The 19,266-nt window shown below is 56.8% G+C and carries 18 protein-coding genes; 13 read left to right on the top strand and 5 right to left on the bottom strand.

Annotation, left to right across the window (positions count from 1 at the left end):
* Nucleotides 1-2 precede the first annotated feature (2 nt).
* Nucleotides 3-401 (bottom strand): 5-carboxymethyl-2-hydroxymuconate Delta-isomerase, encoded by a 399-nt coding sequence (locus ACR0K5_RS21690; protein ID WP_480631630.1) that lies wholly within the window; start codon nucleotides 399-401, stop codon nucleotides 3-5.
* A 106-nt stretch (nucleotides 402-507) separates the two neighbouring features.
* On the opposite strand from ACR0K5_RS21690, the gene hpaR reads away from it, so the two are divergent.
* The gene (hpaR, locus tag ACR0K5_RS21685) at nucleotides 508-948 is read left to right on the top strand and encodes a homoprotocatechuate degradation operon regulator HpaR (RefSeq protein ID WP_480631629.1); all 441 of its coding nucleotides are present in this window, start codon (nucleotides 508-510) and stop codon (nucleotides 946-948) included.
* 35 nt (nucleotides 949-983) lie between these two features.
* Here hpaR and ACR0K5_RS21680 read toward each other — a convergent pair whose 3' ends face one another.
* Together ACR0K5_RS21680 and ACR0K5_RS21675 are read right to left on the bottom strand one after the other, a co-directional pair.
* A complete protein-coding gene (locus tag ACR0K5_RS21680; RefSeq protein WP_480631628.1) occupies nucleotides 984-2,336 on the bottom strand; it encodes an aminotransferase class III-fold pyridoxal phosphate-dependent enzyme in 1,353 nt (450 codons plus the stop codon).
* A gap of 34 nt (nucleotides 2,337-2,370) precedes the next feature.
* Nucleotides 2,371-3,150 carry an IclR family transcriptional regulator gene (locus tag ACR0K5_RS21675; RefSeq protein ID WP_480631627.1) on the bottom strand — a complete coding sequence of 260 codons (780 nt, stop codon included), beginning with the start codon at nucleotides 3,148-3,150 and terminating at the stop codon, nucleotides 2,371-2,373.
* A 108-nt stretch (nucleotides 3,151-3,258) separates the two neighbouring features.
* Between ACR0K5_RS21675 and ACR0K5_RS21670 the strand changes: the two genes are divergently transcribed.
* The 7 genes from ACR0K5_RS21670 to ACR0K5_RS21640 all read left to right on the top strand — a co-directional run bounded on the left by ACR0K5_RS21670 (nucleotide 3,259) and on the right by ACR0K5_RS21640 (nucleotide 11,304).
* Nucleotides 3,259-4,188, top strand: coding sequence for a tripartite tricarboxylate transporter substrate binding protein (locus ACR0K5_RS21670; protein WP_480631626.1), 930 nt, complete (start codon nucleotides 3,259-3,261; stop codon nucleotides 4,186-4,188).
* Between the two features lie 63 nt (nucleotides 4,189-4,251).
* Nucleotides 4,252-4,788 (top strand): tripartite tricarboxylate transporter TctB family protein, encoded by a 537-nt coding sequence (locus ACR0K5_RS21665; protein WP_480631625.1) that lies wholly within the window; start codon nucleotides 4,252-4,254, stop codon nucleotides 4,786-4,788.
* A gap of 7 nt (nucleotides 4,789-4,795) precedes the next feature.
* Nucleotides 4,796-6,316: a tripartite tricarboxylate transporter permease gene (locus tag ACR0K5_RS21660; RefSeq protein WP_480631624.1), complete on the top strand. Its 1,521-nt coding sequence runs from the start codon at nucleotides 4,796-4,798 to the stop codon at nucleotides 6,314-6,316.
* A gap of 5 nt (nucleotides 6,317-6,321) precedes the next feature.
* The gene (locus ACR0K5_RS21655) at nucleotides 6,322-7,806 is read left to right on the top strand and encodes an aldehyde dehydrogenase (protein ID WP_480631623.1); all 1,485 of its coding nucleotides are present in this window, start codon (nucleotides 6,322-6,324) and stop codon (nucleotides 7,804-7,806) included.
* Nucleotides 7,807-7,821: 15 nt separating this feature from the next.
* Complete coding sequence (locus ACR0K5_RS21650; RefSeq protein WP_480631622.1) at nucleotides 7,822-9,117, top strand: aspartate aminotransferase family protein; 1,296 nt, start codon at nucleotides 7,822-7,824, stop codon at nucleotides 9,115-9,117.
* A complete protein-coding gene (locus tag ACR0K5_RS21645; RefSeq protein ID WP_480631621.1) occupies nucleotides 9,114-10,055 on the top strand; it encodes a phosphotransferase enzyme family protein in 942 nt (313 codons plus the stop codon). The genes ACR0K5_RS21650 and ACR0K5_RS21645 overlap by 4 nt, the downstream gene beginning before the upstream one ends.
* A gap of 13 nt (nucleotides 10,056-10,068) precedes the next feature.
* The gene (locus ACR0K5_RS21640) at nucleotides 10,069-11,304 is read left to right on the top strand and encodes a Tm-1-like ATP-binding domain-containing protein (RefSeq protein ID WP_480631620.1); all 1,236 of its coding nucleotides are present in this window, start codon (nucleotides 10,069-10,071) and stop codon (nucleotides 11,302-11,304) included.
* 503 nt (nucleotides 11,305-11,807) lie between these two features.
* Here the strand turns inward: ACR0K5_RS21640 and ACR0K5_RS21635 are convergent.
* Together ACR0K5_RS21635 and ACR0K5_RS21630 are read right to left on the bottom strand one after the other, a co-directional pair.
* Nucleotides 11,808-12,545: a response regulator gene (locus ACR0K5_RS21635; protein WP_480631619.1), complete on the bottom strand. Its 738-nt coding sequence runs from the start codon at nucleotides 12,543-12,545 to the stop codon at nucleotides 11,808-11,810.
* The gene (locus tag ACR0K5_RS21630) at nucleotides 12,542-13,732 is read right to left on the bottom strand and encodes a GAF domain-containing sensor histidine kinase (RefSeq protein WP_480631618.1); all 1,191 of its coding nucleotides are present in this window, start codon (nucleotides 13,730-13,732) and stop codon (nucleotides 12,542-12,544) included. Before ACR0K5_RS21630 ends, ACR0K5_RS21635 begins: the two co-directional genes overlap by 4 nt.
* A gap of 224 nt (nucleotides 13,733-13,956) precedes the next feature.
* On the opposite strand from ACR0K5_RS21630, the gene ACR0K5_RS21625 reads away from it, so the two are divergent.
* Genes ACR0K5_RS21625 through ACR0K5_RS21605 form a run of 5 tightly spaced genes read left to right on the top strand, consistent with a single transcriptional unit; the run spans nucleotide 13,957 to nucleotide 19,245 of the window.
* Nucleotides 13,957-14,970, top strand: a complete 1,014-nt coding sequence (locus ACR0K5_RS21625; protein WP_480631617.1) for a substrate-binding domain-containing protein — start codon at nucleotides 13,957-13,959, stop codon at nucleotides 14,968-14,970.
* A 6-nt stretch (nucleotides 14,971-14,976) separates the two neighbouring features.
* Nucleotides 14,977-16,440: a sugar ABC transporter ATP-binding protein gene (locus ACR0K5_RS21620; protein ID WP_480631616.1), complete on the top strand. Its 1,464-nt coding sequence runs from the start codon at nucleotides 14,977-14,979 to the stop codon at nucleotides 16,438-16,440.
* A complete protein-coding gene (locus ACR0K5_RS21615) occupies nucleotides 16,437-17,363 on the top strand; it encodes an ABC transporter permease (RefSeq protein ID WP_480631615.1) in 927 nt (308 codons plus the stop codon). Before ACR0K5_RS21620 ends, ACR0K5_RS21615 begins: the two co-directional genes overlap by 4 nt.
* A complete protein-coding gene (locus tag ACR0K5_RS21610) occupies nucleotides 17,360-18,337 on the top strand; it encodes an ABC transporter permease (protein ID WP_480631614.1) in 978 nt (325 codons plus the stop codon). Before ACR0K5_RS21615 ends, ACR0K5_RS21610 begins: the two co-directional genes overlap by 4 nt.
* Nucleotides 18,334-19,245: an SMP-30/gluconolactonase/LRE family protein gene (locus ACR0K5_RS21605; RefSeq protein WP_480631613.1), complete on the top strand. Its 912-nt coding sequence runs from the start codon at nucleotides 18,334-18,336 to the stop codon at nucleotides 19,243-19,245. Before ACR0K5_RS21610 ends, ACR0K5_RS21605 begins: the two co-directional genes overlap by 4 nt.
* The last annotated feature ends 21 nt before the right edge of the window (nucleotides 19,246-19,266 follow it).

Below are 19,266 nucleotides of genomic sequence, written 5' to 3'. Positions count from 1 at the left end.
TTTCAGGTCTCCTGCGTGGTCGCGGTCAGGTGGTCCCGGATCGTGCCGGTCTTGGGTGAAAGTTCGGGGTCGATGTCGCGCATCTCGAGCGAAAGCGCGATGGAATGTTGGGCAAAGGCGGGTGCCAGAAAAGTTCTGACCGCCTCAAAAATACGCTGCGCGGCATCCTGTTTGACCTCTTGGGGACGACCTGCCCGCAGGCGGATCGAGATATCAACAAAACCATGCGCCGGGTTGCCGTCAGCTATGGCGTAATGGTCAACACGCATTGCACGGACACGAATGCCCGGCATCGGAAAGGTCTCAATTCCGGCCGCTGTTGCCCGAATGCACTCGCACATGCCTCCCATGTCGATCGTGTCTTCCAGATTGCCGGAATATTCGACGTGGAAATGTGGCATGGTCTCTCCTTTTATTAGTTAACATGTTTAGTTTTTAATACACCGGCTGTCAAGAGATTGCTTTGTTAATCTTTGCAATTTCCGAAACAGCATTCTAGAAGGCCGCATGACCACTCAAAGCCATTCCAAAAGCACCGCCCGGTCTCTTCCGATCGCGCTGCTACGTGCCCGCGAAACCGTCATGGCCCCGATCCGGGACATGCTGCAAGGAATCCAACTGACCGAGCAGAAATGGCGCATCCTGCGCGTTCTGGATGAGCTGGGCGAAGTAGAACAAAGCACCATTGCGCACGAGGCTTGCCTGCTGCTGCCCAGCGTGACCCGCATTTTGCGCACAATGGAGGCCGATGGCCAGATCACCCGTCGTCAGGATAGCGACGACAAGCGCCGTACCATGGTGACGATCACTGAAGCGGGTCGCTCCATTCTCAAGGAAAACCTGGCCACATCACTTGCGATCTCCAGCAATATCCAAGAGCAAATGGGTCCGGAGAAACTGGATCAACTGCTGGACCTGCTGGAGGAATTGCAGGCCATCAAAGTCTGACCCCGCCTATGTGTAAGACGGGGCCGGTTGAACGCTTAAAGGGTCGCCAAACCAGTATCCAAAGCTGATAGAATTTTGGCCACATCCTCCGAAGTGATGATCAGCGGCGGCGACAGAATGATATTGTTACCGGATACGCGGACCATCACGCCGTCTTCATAGGCAGCTTTCTGAACCTGCAGCGGCAGGTGCTTAGCGATGGGGGCCTTGGTCGCCCGATCCGAGACCAGTTCCAGCGCGCACATCAGGCCCTCTCCGCCCCGCACATCCCCGATTGCGTCATACTTTTCTGCCAGTTTCTGCAACCCGGCAAACAACTCATCCCCACGCGCGGCCGCATTTTCCCAGACCCGCAGCCTGTTGATCTCGGACAGGGCGGCCAACGCAGCCGCCGCGCCAACCGGATGACCGGAATACGTGTACCCCTGATCAACGGACGCCAGGCCCGTGGTGTCCCTTTCAAACACCTCGGCCACCGGACCCGAGATCATGGCCGCACCAAAAGGGAAATACCCGTTGGTAATCGCTTTGGCCGTCGTCATAATGTCGGGCTGCACGCCCCAATGCCGCGCTCCGTTTTCGCTGCCGGTGCGACCAAACGCGGTGATAATCTCGTCCGAAATCAGCAGAATGCCGTGTTTCGAACAAACCTCACGCACCATAGGCATGAAACTCTTGTGAGGCGGGATCACACCCCCCGCGCCCAACACCGGCTCCATGATGAAGGCAGCAACGGTGTTCGCACCCTGAAACGCAATCTCGGCCTCAAGCGCTTTGACGCAGAGCTGCGCCAGAAGCTCGGGATCGGTTTCATCAAACGGATTGCGATAAGTCCAGGGGGCGGGCACATGAAAACACCCGGGCATCATAGGTTCATAAGCCGCGCGGAATTTCTGATTTCCATTGACCGAAGCAGCAGCGAAATGGGTACCGTGATAGCCCTGCTTGAGGCTGATGAATTTGGTGCGCCCCGCTTCACCTCGGACTTTGTGATACTGGCGCGCTAGTTTGAGCGCGATTTCGACAGAATCCGACCCGCCCGACGTAAAAAAAGCACGGGTCAGCCCGTCAGGCTCAAAGAACTGCGCCAACTCATAAGACAGTTCAATCGCCTTGTCGTTGCTGGTGCCGCGAAACGTGGAGTAATATGGCAGCGCGTTCAACTGATCCGCTATGGCTTTCTTCACCGGCTCACAGGAATAACCCAGATTGACATTCCACAACCCCCCCACGGCATCCAGCGCCCTGTAACCATCGACATCAATGATGCTGACCCCTTCACCGCCGTTTAGAATGGTAGGCGGGTTCTTCTGACTGTCGGCAGGGTGCGCCATTGGGTGCCAGAAGTAACGGGCGTTGTTTTCCTTCAGAAAGTTGGAGTCTTTCATGTCACGGGTCTCCGGGTTCTAAATCCGCCCTCGGTCACGGGTGGAATTCGGTTGGGAAAGTATCGGGCAACTGACCGCCAAAACCTGCAGTCAGATTGGTCGAAAGTGCGTGTAGTGCAGACAGAATTGCAGGGAGGCGGTCGCTGGTGGCTCGGGCTTCAGGAACTGCAATCGCGATGGTTCCCAGTGCAATCTGATCGATGCCAAATATCGGCGCGGCATACCCAAAGACCCCCTCCTCGTAACTACCACTGCTGTTGGCCCAGCCGGATATGCCAATCTGTGCGACCCGCTCTTTGATCAGCTTTGGATCAGTAAGTGTGGAATCTGTGAACTGCACCTGAACGTCCTGATCCAACTGGTCCATGAGGTGAGCTGGCCCAAAGCTGAGCATACAAAGACCTGAGGCTGTCGCATTGAGCGGGAGCATCTCGCTGGGATCCAGGCTGACGCGTACACTGTGCCGCGTTGTTTCAACCACGAGCGATGTCTGCAGCCCGTTCTTTTCCAGCAACGAAAGATGCAGGCTTTCACCGACGATCTGCATTGCGGCCTGCATTTTCTGGCGTGCGCTTTCAATCCCGGGTCTCGCGATCTCGCGCAGCGCGGCCAAACGCAATGCTGCCGGTCCGATGGCATAGGACTTTGTCATCGGATTCTGTTCGATCAACCCAAATTCCTCAAGCGCACGCAGGTGGCGCAATGCGGTTGCCTTGTTCAGCCCCGACAGCCTCGCGAGATGACTCAGCCCAATCTCCGGGCGGGTATTGGAAAAGTAATCCAGCATTTTTAGGGCATTAAGGGCAGTACCCATGTGCTTCTCGTCCTCTTGTTCAGGTTATACTTGACAGAACTAACTTAACAAAGCAACATTATTATTGTTAACGCGGTTCATTTATTGAACCACTAACGGGAGGTGTCAATGAAGAAATTTCTAACAGCCGCCGCTTTTGCAGCATCGGCAACTGCCGCACTGGCTGAGTACCCTGAGAAGCCAGTTAGCTTTGTCGTTCCATGGCCTCCGGGTGATCTGGAAGACGTGCTCACTCGGATGGTCGCCGACGAATTTCAGGCCATGTACGGTGTGCCAGCCGCCGTCGTGAACAAACCCGGAGGTGGCGGTGGCCCATTCCCCGGTGCCGTCGAGGTCGCAGCGGCTCCGGCTGATGGCTATACCATCGGTTCTTTCGTCATCGGCGTGCCTGTCATTGGACCAGAGATCGGAATTCCCGAACTCAACCCAAACCCGTTCGATCCAATCGGCATCTTTCTGACATACCCCTTCGTCATCGCTGCCAGCAAGGATGCGCCGTTTTCGAACTGGGAAGAACTGGTTGAACATAGCAAGGAAAACGATGTGGCGCTTGGCCATTTCGGATCGGTTCTGCCGCCCACACAAGTCACCTTTGCAGCAGCTGTCAGCAGCGGATTCGACTTCGCCAGCGAAGCCGCCTTTGACGCACTGGACTGCAACACGCTGGCGTCGGGCGACGTAGATGTGATCAACACGACACTGCAGCTTATTCTTCCCTGCCTTGATCAGGTGAACGTTCTGGCCAGCATCGGCGGCGAGCGGATCTCACTGGTTCCGGACACGCCAACCGTCGTAGAGCTTAATCCTGACCTGCCTTTGGCTCTGTGGAACGGATTGTTTGTCCACAAAGACACTCCGGCTGATGCACGTGAGAAGATTACAGCCGCTGCTCAGAAAGCGTTGTCCTCTGACAAAGCCAAAAAGCTGGCCGACGAAACAGGTGCGCTGATCTACTGGCAGGATCCGGACGCTTCTAACGCTCAAATCGAGCAGGACAAAGCCTCATTCGCCAAAATTGAAGAGATCCTGGGTGAATAACCCGAAACAGGCCCGGCAAGATCAAACATTGCCGGGTCTTTTTCATTCAATCAGGAGGCCCCAATGATTGCAAAGACGCTGCAAGACATGTTCCGACGTTATCGACGTCCAGGCGATATTGTCTTTGCTTTCTTTTTCTTTGGTTTCTCCCTGTTCCTTCTCAGTCAGATCGGCACAGAGACTCAGGCCGTCAAACGAACCAAGTGGTTTGCACAACCCGCCCTGTGGCCCAAAATTGCGATCTGGGGCATGGTTCTGTTCAGTGGCCTCCACTTGCTGAGTTCTTTCCTGTCCCCGCGCATTCCCGGGCGTTTGAGAGAGATGACGTTTTGGTTGATGTCCCTCGAATTCGTTGCCTACTTCCTGATCTACGTCGTCGCGGTTCCGTGGCTTGGGTATCTTCCCTCGACCATGCTTTTTGCAGCCCTGCTGACGATACGATTAGGGTTTCGGCTGCCAGGAGCCTTTTGCGTTGCCCTTGTATTCGGCGCGGCCGTGGCGGTGGTCTTTCGTGCGTTGCTGCAGGTGAACATCCCGGCCGGTCGGATATACGAATACCTGCCCGACGGGCTGCGCGCCTTTGCGCTGACCTATCTGTGAGGCCAAGATGGACAATCTGATTTCAGGCTTTGCAATTCTGGCCCAATGGCAAGTCGTCGTTGCACTGGTCATCGGATCGGTAGGCGGTGTCATCATCGGCGCGCTGCCCGGGGTCGGTGCTGCAGTCGCCATTGCCATCCTGCTGCCCGCCACCTTTGCGTTTGAACCGATCGTCGGCCTTACCCTACTGCTGGGTATTTATGGATCGTCCATGTATGGCGGTGCGATCCCCGCCATTCTGATCAACACGCCCGGCACGGCGGTTAATGCTCTGACCACCTATGACGGCTACCCCATGACCAAACGGGGCGAGGGTCATCGGGCTTTGTCACTGGCCTATTCAGCCTCGTTCTTTGGTGGAATTTTTTCGATCCTTTGCCTGATCGTCCTGTCGCCCGTTCTGGCCTGGGTTGCCCCGCATTTCGGCAGCCGCGAGATATTTCTGGCCGCCCTCATGGGTATCCTGCTGGTGATCCTCGCTCATCGCGGTCAGACTTTCTCGGCTGCGATGTTGGCTTTTTTTGGCATCTTCCTCAGCACCGTCGGATTGGAGCCCGTCAAATACACCAAGCGCTTTACCTTTGACCAAACCTGGCTGTCGTCGGGCGTCGATCTGATCGTGGTCGTGCTGGGGCTGTTCGCAATCAGCCAGGCGCTGCTGCTGCTGGTCGACAAAGAGCACGCGCCGGGCGAGGCACATGTGCGCGGCAGTATTTTTGCGGGCCTCAAAGAGCTGCTGGGCCTGAAACGCATCGCAACAGTGTCGTCATCGCTAGGTGTGCTCATGGGCATGGTTCCAGGCACAGGCGAATTCACATCGCAATTCCTGTCATACACGTACGCACAGAAAACCTCCAAGGACCCTGACAAATTTGGCGACGGCTCACCCGAAGGCCTGGTGGCCTCGGAGGCCGCCAACAATGCCGTTCCCGGGGCTGCGATGATTCCACTGCTGGCGTTGGGTATTCCGGGCGAGGCGCTGACCGCGATGATGCTGTCGGTCTTCTATGTTCACAACGTGATACCCGGTCCGCAGCTTTTTGCGGATCAGATGGATTTTGTCATGGCACTTTACATGTCGCTGATCCTGCTCAATGTGATCGTTCTGATCTTCTTGTTGTTCTCGACCAATCTGCTGCTGAAGATCATTCAGATCCCTACGCGCTTTCTGGGCATCATGATCCTGACACTTTCCTTTGTCGGCGTGTTCAGCCTGCGAAACTCCGTCACCGACTGCGCCGTTGCTGCAGGATTCGGCGTGTTCGGTCTGATCCTGAAACGCCTGAACCTGCCCATAGTTCCGATCATTCTGGGCATGGTTCTGGGCGGGATCATGGAGGTCAAACTGCGCAGCGCCATGGCGCGGGTAAAAACCCCGCTTGATTTTATCGACCGGCCGATTGCCGCGATCCTGTTCATCATGATCCTTGGAATCATTCTGTTGCACGTCCGCTCACTGGTTCAGGAACACAAGGAACGTATCAGACCTCAACCGGTCCTCGACGAAGATTCAACTCAGCAAGGATAACCCCCATGGACCAATCCTCGATTGATGCGCTGCGTGCGCAAGACATTTCTCCGCGCGGGCATTTCATCAACGGACGCTTTCAGGACAGCAAATCTGGTTCCCAGCATCAGGTTCTTTCTCCGATCAACGGTCAGCCTCTGGCGCTGGTCGCTGAAGGCACGCCGGACGATGTCGAGGCCGCCGTGCGTGCAGCCCGCACAGCGTTCGGAGACGGACGATGGTCGCGTATGGCCCCCGCTGGTCGGAAGAAAGTGCTGCTGAAATTGGCCGACCTGATCGAAGCACGCGCGCTTGAGATTACCGTTTTGGGCGTGCGCGACAACGGGACCGAAATCAACATGGCCTTTAAAGCCGAGGCGCTCTCGGCTGCTGCAACTTTCCGGTATTATGCTGAAGCGGTCGACAAGATCTACGGTCAGATCGCCCCGACAAGCGATGACGTTCTTGGCTTGGTCCATCACGCACCAGTGGGGGTTGTTGGCGCGATCGTGCCTTGGAATTTTCCCTTGATGATCGGCAGCTGGAAGATTGCCCCGGCACTGGCGGCAGGCAATTCCGTCGTGCTGAAACCGGCCGAAAGCGCCTCACTCAGCCTGCTCAAGATTGCCGAGCTGGCCGCCGAAGCCGGGGTGCCCGAAGGGGTGTTCAACGTTGTGACCGGGCGGGGTTCCGTCGTTGGCGAAGCGCTGGCCTTGTCAATGGATGTCGACATCATGGTGTTTACCGGATCAGGCGCAACCGGGCGGCGGCTGCTGGAGTATTCCGCCCGGTCGAACCTGAAACGCTGTTATCTGGAACTGGGCGGCAAGTCCCCGAATATCGTCTTTGCCGACGCCCCCGATCTGGCCGAAGCGGCCGAGGTCTCAGCCGCTGGTATCTTCCGCAACTCGGGTCAGGTCTGTGTCGCCGGATCACGCCTGCTGGTCCAGCAGGAGATTTATGAAGACTTCGTTTCCGAGATCAGCCGCCATGCCGAAGCCTTCCGCGTCGGCGACCCACTGGACCTGAACACCCACATCGGAGCAGTTCACAGCCTTCCCGAGTTAGAGGCCAATCTGGATTTCGTGACAAAAGCCGAAGCAGAAGGCGCCGAGCGCCGCACCGGTGGCACCCGTATTCTGACAGAGACCGGCGGCTATTACATGGCACCCACCGTCATGGCCGGAGTGAAGGAAACCGACAACCTGTTCCAGAACGAAGTCTTCGGCCCAGTTCTGGCCGTTACGCCCTTTAGAGACGAGGAAGAAGCAATCCGTCTTGCCAATGCTACAGTCTATGGGCTGGCGGGCGGTGTCTGGACGTCGAACCTAAGCCGCGCACACCGCATGGTGGCTGGCGTTCGGGCTGGTGTGGTGCATGTCAACACATATGGTGGCGCCGACCTGACCGTTCCGCTGGGCGGTGTTCGCCAATCCGGCAACGGGCACGACAAATCTCTGCACGCGATCGAAAAATACTTCGACCTGAAAACTGCCTGGATAAAACTCTGAGAGAAGGCCACCCTCATGACTCTTCCAGCGAAATCTGTCGAACTCATTGAACGCAGGGCCAGACTGTTGGGCCCCAACACTTCGACGTTCTATGATGAGCCGGTTCATTTTGTGAAAGGTGAAGGCGTCTGGCTTTGGGATGCGGACGGACGTAAGTATCTGGACTGTTACAACAACGTCCCGCATGTCGGACATTGCAACCCGCGTGTGGTCGAAGCGATCTGCCATCAGGCAAGCACACTCAACACCCACACCCGGTACCTGCATGACGGTATTCTGGACTACGTGGAGAAACTGACCGGGACGATGGATGCAACGCTGGATACAGCCATCCTGACCTGCACCGGTTCCGAGGCAAACGACATCGCCCTGCGCATGGCAGAGGCCGTGACCGGCAAACGTGGTATCGTTGCCACCGACGCCACGTATCACGGAAACACGGCGCTGATCAGCCAGCTAAGCAGGTCAAATGTCCCGACGATTGGCTTCGGTCTGGACCAGTACTTCCGCTTTGTCCGTGCGCCTGACAATTACCGCAATCCCGATCCGGACGGGGCGAAATTTGCTGAAGCGGTAGCGGAACAAATTTCCGAGCACGAAAGGGCCGGAACCGGCTTTGCCGCATTGATCCTTTGCCCCTACTTTCTGAACGAAGGTTTCCCCGACCATCCCGACGGTTGGCTGAAAACCGTAGCCGAGGTCGTACGCAAGGCCGGAGGCCTGTTGATCTGCGACGAGGTGCAGTCGGGCTTTGGTCGCACCGGCACTCATATGTGGGCGCATCAGAAGATGGGCGTTGTGCCGGATATATTGACCCTGGGCAAACCCATGGCCAACGGTCATCCGGTGGGTGGTGTCGCAACGCGATCTGAGATTATTGCGAGGTTCCGCGAAAGATACAGGTACTTCAATACATTTGGTGGAAACCCGGTTTCCTGTGCCGCTGCAATGGCTGTTCTGGAAGAAATCGAAGAACAGAACTTAGTCGAGCACGCCAAACTCGTTGGCCACCATGCGCGAAAACGGCTGAACCTTTTGAAAGAAAAATATGACGTCATCGGAGACATACGCGGCTCGGGGCTGATATTCGGGGCTGAAATGGTCCTTGATCGCGACAGCAAGGAACCCGCCGGTGAATTCACTGACCGTATCATCAACGCCATGCGCCAGCGCGGGATCATTCACTCCAAGCTTGGGCGTCACAAGAATACTCTGAAAATTCGCCCGCCCATGCCATTCTCTGTCGAAAACGCGGATCTTCTTTTCGACACGCTGGACGACGTGTTGGCGGAAACGCCACGGGTCGCATGAAGCAGATCGTGGAACATGCGCTGTCCCTTTGGGGGCTGGCTGATGGCCAGGCGTCTCTTGTGGCGGCTCGGGAAAACCGCGTCTATCGCGTTCAGTCAGGCCAGACCGCCTATGCCCTGAGACTGCATCGCAAGGGCTTGCGAACGGATGCCGAACTCCGGTCAGAGCTACAGTGGATGGCCGTTCTCGGCAAAAACGGGGTCCGGGTTCCAACGCCCGTCCCGGCCGCAGATGGGCGCTATCTGCATCTGGTGGACGGCATTCAGGTCGACATGCTCGACTGGCTGTCGGGGCGCCCTTTGGGTGCGACAGGACAGGCTTTGACGCATCAGGACAGGACAGGCGTCTTTTGCTCAATCGGCCGGGAAATGGCACGGCTGCACCACATCAGCAACCAATGGGCACCTCCTCAGGACTTCGTGCGTTGGTCATGGGATCGCAGCGGGCTGCTTGGAGACGCCCCTGTCTGGGGTAGTTTCTGGGAAAACCCAACGCTTGGAAAAACGGACCGGGCCCTTTTCCTGGCGTTCCGGGATATCGCAGATCGTGACCTTCGGCGCGTGGAAAACCGGTTGGATTACGGGTTGATCCACGCCGATCTTGTCCGTGAAAACGTCCTGGTGGACGGAGACAAAGTGTGGCTGATTGACTTCGATGATGCCGGGTTCGGTTTTCGTCTGTTTGATATCGCGACGACACTCCTCAAGAACCTGGGCGAACCTGATTTCGACCTGCTGCACGATGCTTTGCTGGTGGGGTACCGATCAGAACGACCGGTCTGCACCAATCAAATCGACCTGTTCATGGCACTGCGCGCTGCAACATATGTGGGATGGGTCTCATCCCGCCTCGACGAAGATGGATCGGACATACGCAACACGCGATTCATTGAAATCGCCCGAAGATTGATGATCCAATACCTCGAACGGCACACTTAGACGGGAGGCTCAAATGGCCGATAAAACAATCCTGCTGATCGGTACTTATGACACCAAAGAACCCGAAATGCGTTTCATCGAAGAGGCGATCAAAGCGCAGGGTGCTGACGTGATGACAATGGATGTGTCGGTTCTGGGCGATCCGTCCGCGCCGACAGATATCTCAAAACACGACGTTGCCGCTGCCGGTGGCATGACCATAGAACAAGTCATCGCGCAAGGAGACGAAAACAAAGCCTTCCGCATAATGTCCGCCGGAGCCGCAAGAGTTGTTGCGCAGGCCTTTTCAGATGGTCGTTTTGACGGGATGCTGGCCACGGGCGGGACCATGGGCACGGACCTAGCACTGGATTGCGCGCAGGCGCTGCCGATGGGCGTTCCAAAATACATCGTGTCAACGGTCAGCTTTTCGCCTCTGATCCCGCCTCATCGGTTAGCGCCTGATATTCAGATGATCCTCTGGGCCGGGGGCTTGTACGGCATGAACTCGATCTGCAAATCTTCGCTTAGCCAAGCTGCTGGGGCCGTGGTGGGTGCAACCAAAGCGGCGACTGCCCCAGATCGCAGCAAACCGCTGATCGGGATGACCAGCCTGGGTTCATCCTGCCTGCGCTATATGAAAAATCTGAAACCGGCACTGGAAGAACGCGGGTTTGAAGTGGCCGTGTTCCACTCGACCGGCATGGGCGGCATGGCCTATGAAAAATTGGCAAGCGAAGGCGCGTTCGCCTGCGTAATGGATTTCTGTATGCAGGAGTTTGGTAACCTGATGGCGGGTTCAGTCGTCTCCAGCGGTGATGATCGTGTCACCAATGCCGGGCGCGTCGGGACTCCGCAGATGGTGGCACCTGGTGCCCTTGATCTCTTGGATTTTGCGGGTTGGCAGGACATCCCCGAGCAATACGCCGACCGCCCGTTCCATGAACATAATCGCCTGATCAAAAGCTCGGTCTTCAATGGGGCTGAGAGACGTGCCTGGATTCAGGAGCTCGCCACCCGGCTGGAAGCCGCGATCGGACCTGTGCATTTCTTCTTGCCAGTTCTGGGTGTCGAAGCATGGGACAAGCAAGGCGAAGAGGCGCACGACCCACAGGCACTGGCCGAAATGGTGGACGAGGCGCGCAAGGTCATGCCCGGTCGGGTACCGATGACAGAACTGGATGCTCATATAAACGACGCGGCCTTCTGCGAAGCCGTTCTGGCGCTTTTTGACAAGTGGGTTGAAACTGGGGTCGTCAGAGCAGATTGACCCGACATTCACCCCCCTATACCACCATATAAGCCAATGGGCGAAAACAGGTGCTGTTGAAAAACTTGAGAACAGACCAAACTAGTCTTGCCCCCTGTGCAATAGGCGTTTGCCTGAGCATCTTCTAAAGCCTTGAAAGAAGGACAAGCACTCCTCCGCGATATGCAATGAATAGTCTTGGCTAGCTAGGGAACAACACACTCAACATGTCGATTAAACTACGACCGACTGGCATCGGTAGGATCGACGAAGTGAATTTCGAGTTTTTCCTACCACCAACCGAGCATTCACCTAAAACATCTTTCTACAACAGTGCGTGCCTAGATTTCGAGGACGTTGGCGAGTTGGCTGTACAGCCAACCGCGCGGTTTTTTTGTGTTCAATCTGTTACTTGTCCACGGGCGGGTTGGTTTTTCAGCCGGTCCAAGTTCCTATTGGCTTCAAAAATCATAGCGAGCCACAGGTCTACTTTTCAGCTGTTTTCGACACACCCTCAATCCAACTTATCTGCTGCTCGCGACCTGAGTGCGCTGCCACCACAGTCCAAGTTCTTTTTCCGCCGAAAGAATAGCCTCGCGGTTCAGTATCTGAGACGTCATCGCCTTGGAAACCGCCCGCACACGTTTGTTGATCGCAATGTCCAAGCCATTCAGCGGCAGATCGCCAACGTCAAGCTTTTCATAGATTGATAACAACCGGTTCTGCACCGTCCGCAGCGCCAACTTGCGTCGCAATGCAATCGTCTTGTCTGGCAAACCCAATGCCAGATCCGACAAGATGGCCAGTTCGACCTCGGTTAACTCTTCACCCGATCGACTCTGACTGCGCTGTATGTGGTGGATTTCCCGATCCACCATGATCTGGGCCTCGACCAACACCGCGCGCAACGCCAGATGCATACGCGAAGGACTTGCGGTTTTCAGGACATACCCATAGGCGGCTTCTTTCGGGACGATCCGGGCTATGCCACGCAGATAGGCTTCATCCGAATAATTGGACCAGAACAGAATACGGGTGTCGGGTCGCTCCGACCAGATGGTGCGGGCAGCCTCGATACCGTTGCGCTCCTTCATGCGCAGATCCATCACGATGGCTTGGACGGCGCCCCGCCGGGCCTGTTCCTCGCCATCGCGCCCGTTGGTAGCCAGCGACACCTCGGTGGCTTCGGGCAAAGCGTCCTGCACCAGCTCGCGCAGGTAATTGGCGTGCATTGAGTCATCTTCGACCAACAGAACCTTCATGCGACCCCCTCGCTTTGCGGGCATTCGGAGACTGGCAGACACACGCTGATTACGGTCCCGCCATCATATCGGACATCAAACTGCGCCGCGATCAGCCGGGCACGGGTGCGCATATGGGTCAACCCGCCCGAGGCCTGCCCGGACAGGACCGCACCGTTGCTGCGCCCGTCGTCGCGTATTTGCAGTTGCAAGCCGTCCCGGCAGTCAACCTCGACCTCAATCCTGTTGGCACCGGCATGTCGGACGGCATTGTTGACAGCCTCTTGAGTGATCCGAAACAAAGCGATGCGTTTGGCCTGAGGCAGTTGGTCGATCAGCCCATGAGACCGGTCACGTACGTCAATATCGATCTGCTGTCCCACGCCGATCGCGCGTTCCAGATGGGTACGCGCGGCGTGTTGAAATCCAAACAGTTCCAGCAACGAGGGGATCGAGGTGTCGATGATCTCGCGCAAACCCTGAATGCAGTTCTGCACGCTGTCGCGCAGGCTCTGAATATCCTCGAAGGTTTTGCAGCGTTCAATATCGCGACTGATACGGGTCATGTCGGCCAGGGTCTGATCATGCAAATCCATACCGATTCTCTGACGCTCCAATTCCAACGCATCGGTCAGGCTCAGCGCACCCAGCCGCAAACCCTCTTCCCGGGCCTGCAATTCGGTGCGCATGATCGCTTCCCGGCGGGCCTGTTCATTGGCCCGCAGAGCGTAAAAATAGGGTGCCAGAATATCGGCAATGTTTCGCACCTGTTCCACTGCATGCTCATCGTAGAAATCTGGCTTTTGCGAAGAACAGTTCAGCGCCCCGATCGTACGACCCAGCACTTTCATCGCCACGTTCACTCTGCTGCGCAAATTGAACTTCAGAATGGGTTCGCAGTCGGCACCATCGAATACATACCGCGGATCTTCCGGCGCGTTCCCTGTCAGCAGGCTGTCACAATCGCCGAGAAGGATATCACGCACAGGCGATACCTCAACAGGAGCGCGGGTGCGGCTCCAGCTGGTGCGCAGCCCAACCTCATAACTGGTGTTCCAGTATCCCTTGTCGTCGATCAGGCAGACATCCAGATGATCAACTTCCAATATGCGGTCGATCTCTGATTTGACCGAACGCAGCGCGGATTTGATATCCAGATTGCCGGCCAGATGGTTCGATATCCGCAGATAATATGCAAGATCGGCCATGGGCACACCTTCAAAACCCCGACCTGACGGGGCCGGTGCACGCCAATATAGAAGCGACTCGGGCCTCTGTCATGCGGATCACCGCAACGTGTTTGCGGGAATCCGCAAGGATTGCGCGCGTCCTACTCTTACCCGAAGGCCGTGACCAGTGAATTCTAACCTCGTCAGTCCGAACGGGCGGGCACTTAAAACGTGCGGCGGTTGGGCCGCTCTGGGAGGAAAACATGACACTGAAGGCCATATTGCTCGGCGCGGCGGCCGGGATCATCACCCTGACAGCCCCCGTTGCCGAGGCGGATACGTCGGAAAAACGCATTGCTCTGTCTAATAACTATGCCGGTAACTCATGGCGGCAGGCGATGCTGGAAAGCTGGCAAAAGAACGGGGATGCCGCTATTGCAGAGGGCGTTGTCGCAGCAGCAGATGCGTTTACCACCTCAGAAAACCAGGCCACCGAACAGGCAGCGCAGATTCAGAACATGATCCTGCAGGGCTATGACGCCATCGTCATCAACGCAGCTTCGCCGACTGCAATCAACGGCGCGGTGAAAGCCGCCTGCGACGCAGGAATTACCGTCGTGTCCTTTGACGGTATCGTGCAAGAACCTTGTGCCTGGCGCATTGCCGTAGATTTTCAGCAAATGGGCCGCGAGCAGGTCAAATATCTGGCTGAACGTTACCCCGACGGTGGCAACCTGCTGGAAATCCGTGGGCTGGCCGGCGTTTTCGTCGATGACGAAATCAGCGCGGGCATTCATGACGAGGTCAAGAACACCAATTTCGAAATCGTCGGTTCGGTCCATGGCGATTGGGCACAGGATGTGGCGCAAAAAGCGGTTGCCGGTATACTGCCCAGTTTGCCCGAGATCGTGGGCATTGTGACTCAAGGCGGCGACGGCTATGGCGCGGCTCAGGCCATCGGAGCCACGGATCGTTCTATGCCGACCATCGTAATGGGCAACCGTCAGGACGAGTTGCAATGGTGGGCCGATGAGCAGGCATCCAACGGATACGAAACCACGTCCCTTTCCATTGCACCCGGCGTCAGCACACTGGCTTTCTGGGTGGCGCAACAGATTCTTGATGGAAATGACGTTCCCAAGGATCTGACTGTGCCATTCCTGAAAGTAACTCAGGACGATCTTGTCGAGGCATTGAAAACTACGCCCAAGGGCTCGGTCGCAAATGTGGAATACACACAGGATGAAGCCAAAGACGTGATCGCCGCGGCCAAATAAACGGTGATGGGAGACAGTGAAATAGGGCCCGGCGCTCCGGTTGTCACACTGAAACAGGCTCATATGTCCTTTGGGCCTGTTCACGCCATGCAGGCGGCGTCCCTGATGATCAGGCCAGGCGAATGCATTGGTCTGGTCGGACATAACGGTGCCGGGAAATCGACACTGGCCAATGTCATCAACGGGCGGCTGACCCAGACGCAGGGCAAAGTGCACTATCGTGGTAACGACCCTGCGCTGCGCAACAGCAATAATGCGCACAACGCAGGCGTGCGAAGTGTGTTTCAGGAATTGTCGCTGTGCCCAAATCTCACCGTTCTGGAAAACCTGCGCATCCCTTACCGCACAATGCCGCGCAGAAGCTGGCGGCGTGTGGCGCGACACAAGATGCAAGATGCGCTGGATCATGTCTTCCCCGGTCACGGCATCCGTCCGCGCACAATCGTTGGCGATCTGACTATCGCCGAACGCCAGATGGTCGAGATCGCAATTGCTTTCGCCGACCGGGACCGAGAACCCAGCCTTGTCATTCTGGATGAACCGACATCATCTTTGGATGCGGCCATCGCGCAGCAGCTGTTGCAACATATCAAACGGTTCTGCAGTGCTGGAGGTGCGGTTCTGTTCATCTCGCATATGATGGGCGAGATATTTGAGGTCTCAACCCGCATTATCGTTATGAAAGACGGCCAGATCGTCGAGGACCAGCCCTCTGGGGCCTTTACGCGCAGCTCCATTGTCGATGCGATGGGGCATGTCGCACCCGAAGTCGAGACGGCCGACAATGGCCTGTCACGACGAGAATTCGGACCCGAAATCGTGCGTGCGGCCAACGGGCTGAGCGGCCGCGCGGGCGAAATCGTCGGCCTTGCCGGTCTTGCCGGACACGGGCAGGCAGAAGCTCTGGCCAGGCTTTTCTTCGATCACGCACCAAAATGGAAATCCGCCCGTGACCCGGAAGTGGTGTTTATCGCCGGTGACCGGGCTCGTGACGGGGTGATGCCGCTCTGGTCGATTCTGCGAAACTTGTCATTGACCACCCTGCCCGAGTTCAGCCCCAGAGTTATGGTGGACCGTGGACGCGAAGCCGATCTGGTGCAAAGTTGGAAAGAGAAAATCGGTATCCGCACCGAAAATCTGCTCAACCCGATCCTGTCGTTGTCGGGCGGCAACCAGCAGAAAGTGCTGTTTGCGCGCGCTTTGGCCTCGGCTGCGCCGGTTGTGGTGATGGACGACCCGATGCGCGGCGTCGATGTCGGCACCAAAAAAGAAGTCTATCAGATGATCCGGGACGAGGCAGCAAAAGGACGCTGCTTCCTGTGGTATTCGACCGAGACCGACGAGATCCTCCAATGCGACCGGGTCTTCGTGTTCCGCGGTGGGTTAATTGCGGCGGAACTAACCGGTGATGAGATCACCGAGGAAAGCATTTTGCATGCTTCGTTTGAAATGCAGGAGGCCGCCGAATGACGAGCGAGCGCTTGCGCCTGTTGCTGCCTGTGATGTCTCTGGCCGTCCTGCTGGGTGCGGTGTTCTACCTGCAGCCCCGCGCTATGAGCTACTTTGGCCTGAATCTGTTATTCAATCTTGCGATCCCCGTGGCGCTGGCAACCATCGCGCAGATGATGATCATCATGGTCAACGATATCGACCTGTCAGTTGGTACTTTCGTCAGTTTTTGCGCCTGTGTGACAGCGACTTTTGTACATGACACCCCGCTGCTGGGCTATGCCATATTGGCCTCCGCAATCCTTGCCTACGCCGTGTTGGGTGCATTGATCCAACTTCGCGGGTTGCCCGCCATCGTAGTAACGCTGGGCATGTCCTTTGTATGGGGTGGGCTGGCGGTGCTGATCCTGCCTTCGCCCGGTGGCGCGGCACCCGAGTGGCTGAAATCTCTTATGAGCCTGAAGACACCTCTGATACCGATTGCGGTGATTGCACCTTTGGTCATTGCTTTAGCGGTACATGTGCTGATCAAGCGGTCGTGGATCGGAGTGATCCTTCAGGGCGTCGGCGGCAATGAACGCGCAATGGAACGCGCTGGCTGGTCCGTGGTCCGATTGCGCGCGACCGCCTATGGACTAGCCGGGCTTTTCGGAGTTCTGGCGGGCATGTGTCTGGTCGGGCTGACCACGGCTGCGGATGCCAACATCGCTCTTCGCTATACTTTGTTATCCATTGCAGGCGTCATTCTTGGCGGAGGAGAGTTCGTCGGCGGACGGATATCGCCGTTTGGTGCCGTGATTGGCGCTTTGACCCTAACCCTTGCGGCCAGCTTCCTGTCTTTCCTGCGCCTGTCGCCCGATTGGCAAATCGGCGCGCAGGGCGCAATCCTGATCCTGGTCCTGGCCGTACGGCTTCTGTTTCTCCGAAAGGAGGTTACAGCATGACCGACAAGGCCGTTGTGACCCAATCTCGTTCAAACCTTGCGCGGGTTGCGTTCCATAAACCATGGCTCTGGGCTTATCTTGCTGCGGCGTTAACCTTCGCGGCAACCAGCATAATCGCCGGATCAGGTACTGGATCGTTGTTCTACGCAGCCCTGACTTTCGCATCGTTCTCGGCCATCGTCGGCATAGGACAGATGCTTGTGATCACGCTTGGCCCGGGCAACATTGATTTGTCGATCCCTGCCACGATGACATTGGCCGCTACGCTTGCCCTAAAATTCATGGATACACAGACAATGCTGATCCTGCCGGGCTTGCTGGTGGCCATCGGTGTTGGCATCGGCTGCGGAGTGGTGAACTTCGCGCTGATTCTGCTGCTGCGCATTCCGCCGATCATCGCCACATTGTCAGCGTCCTTCCTGTATCAATCGCTTGCGATCTGGTCAAACCGGGGCCTGCGTATCAAACCACCGGAACCGTTGGCCGAGTTTGCGACCGGAGGTGCGCTAGGCATCCCCAACGTCGCTGTGGTTGGCATTTTTCTGGCCATCGGTGCCTGGGTGCTGCTGGAACGTTCCATCGCCGGACGCTGGATTTCCGCCATAGGCCAAAACTTACGTGCGGCACGGTTGAGTGGCATTCCGGTCAGCGCGGTGCGGTTCGCTATCTATGTCAATTCGGCCGTTTGCGCCGCTCTGACCGGGTTTTTGCTGGCCAGTTTCTCGGGCGGGGCCAATCTGAATATGGGTACCGAATACATGCTGATGTCGATTGCCGTTGTGGTGATCGGCGGCTCTTCGATCAGCGGCGGCAATTCCAATGTCCCTGGCATCTGGGGGGCGGCATTATTCATGTTCCTGATCGTTTCGATGCTGAACTCTTACGGTCTGGGGGCCGGAATTCGCCTGATCCTTACGGGGCTGGTGATTGTTGGCGTGGTCACACTGGCCAGCCGGAAAGGATATGACGCATGACCGGCTCACAGATTTACGAGATCATCCGTCCCGAATTCCGCGACCTGATCCACAACAATATCGGTCTGACGCAAATCTCGTCGGGTCATGTGTGGACAGAAGGACCGGTCTGGTTTGCAGCCCATGACATGCTGCTGTTTTCAGATATACCCCGCGCCCATATCTACAGCTGGACCCCCCTTGGCGGCGTCAGCCTGTATCGGCAAAACTCGGAATACGCCAATGGCAATACGTGTGACCGAGAGGGGCGGTTGCTAACCTGCCAGCACGGCACTCGGTCACTTGTCAGAACCGAACTAGACGGCAGCCGAACCACCCTTGCCCATTGCTACGACGGAAAGCGATTGAATTCCCCTAATGATGTCGTTGTCCGCTCGGATGGTTCGATTTGGTTTTCCGACCCGACTTATGGAATTTTATCCGATCTGGAGGGGTACAAGGCGGATAAGGAGCAAGAAGGAAGTTTCGTCTATCGCGTGGCGCCTGAAAATTTGGCGATCACTGCAATGTCCCGCGATTTCGTGCAACCAAACGGGCTGGCTTTTTCAGCAGGTGAAAGCCGCCTGATCGTAGCCGAATCCGGCAGCAGCCACGACCCTTCCGTCCCATCGGTACTGCGCAGCTTTGACGTCTCACCTGATGGTCGTCTTGCGAACATGCGTGACCTGGCCGAGATCGATCAGGGTTTGCCTGACGGGTTGCGCGTCGACGCCTACGATAACATCTGGTGTTCAGCCGCAGATGGCGTGCATGTGTTTTCCCCGACCGGTGAATTATTGGGAAAAATACGGGTGCCAGATACTGTCTCGAACCTTACATTTGGGGGCGTGAGGCAGAATATGTTGTTCATAACCGCGACGTCTTGCGTCTATTCGATTTTTGTAAACGTGTCAGGTGCCGTCGGCTAACACAATGCGGCTTGTCAGGCG

The sequence above is a fragment of the Ruegeria sp. AB9 genome, from assembly GCF_056542585.1.
Note: the sequence above shows the minus strand (reverse complement) of the source record. Positions and strands in the feature narration are given on the sequence as shown.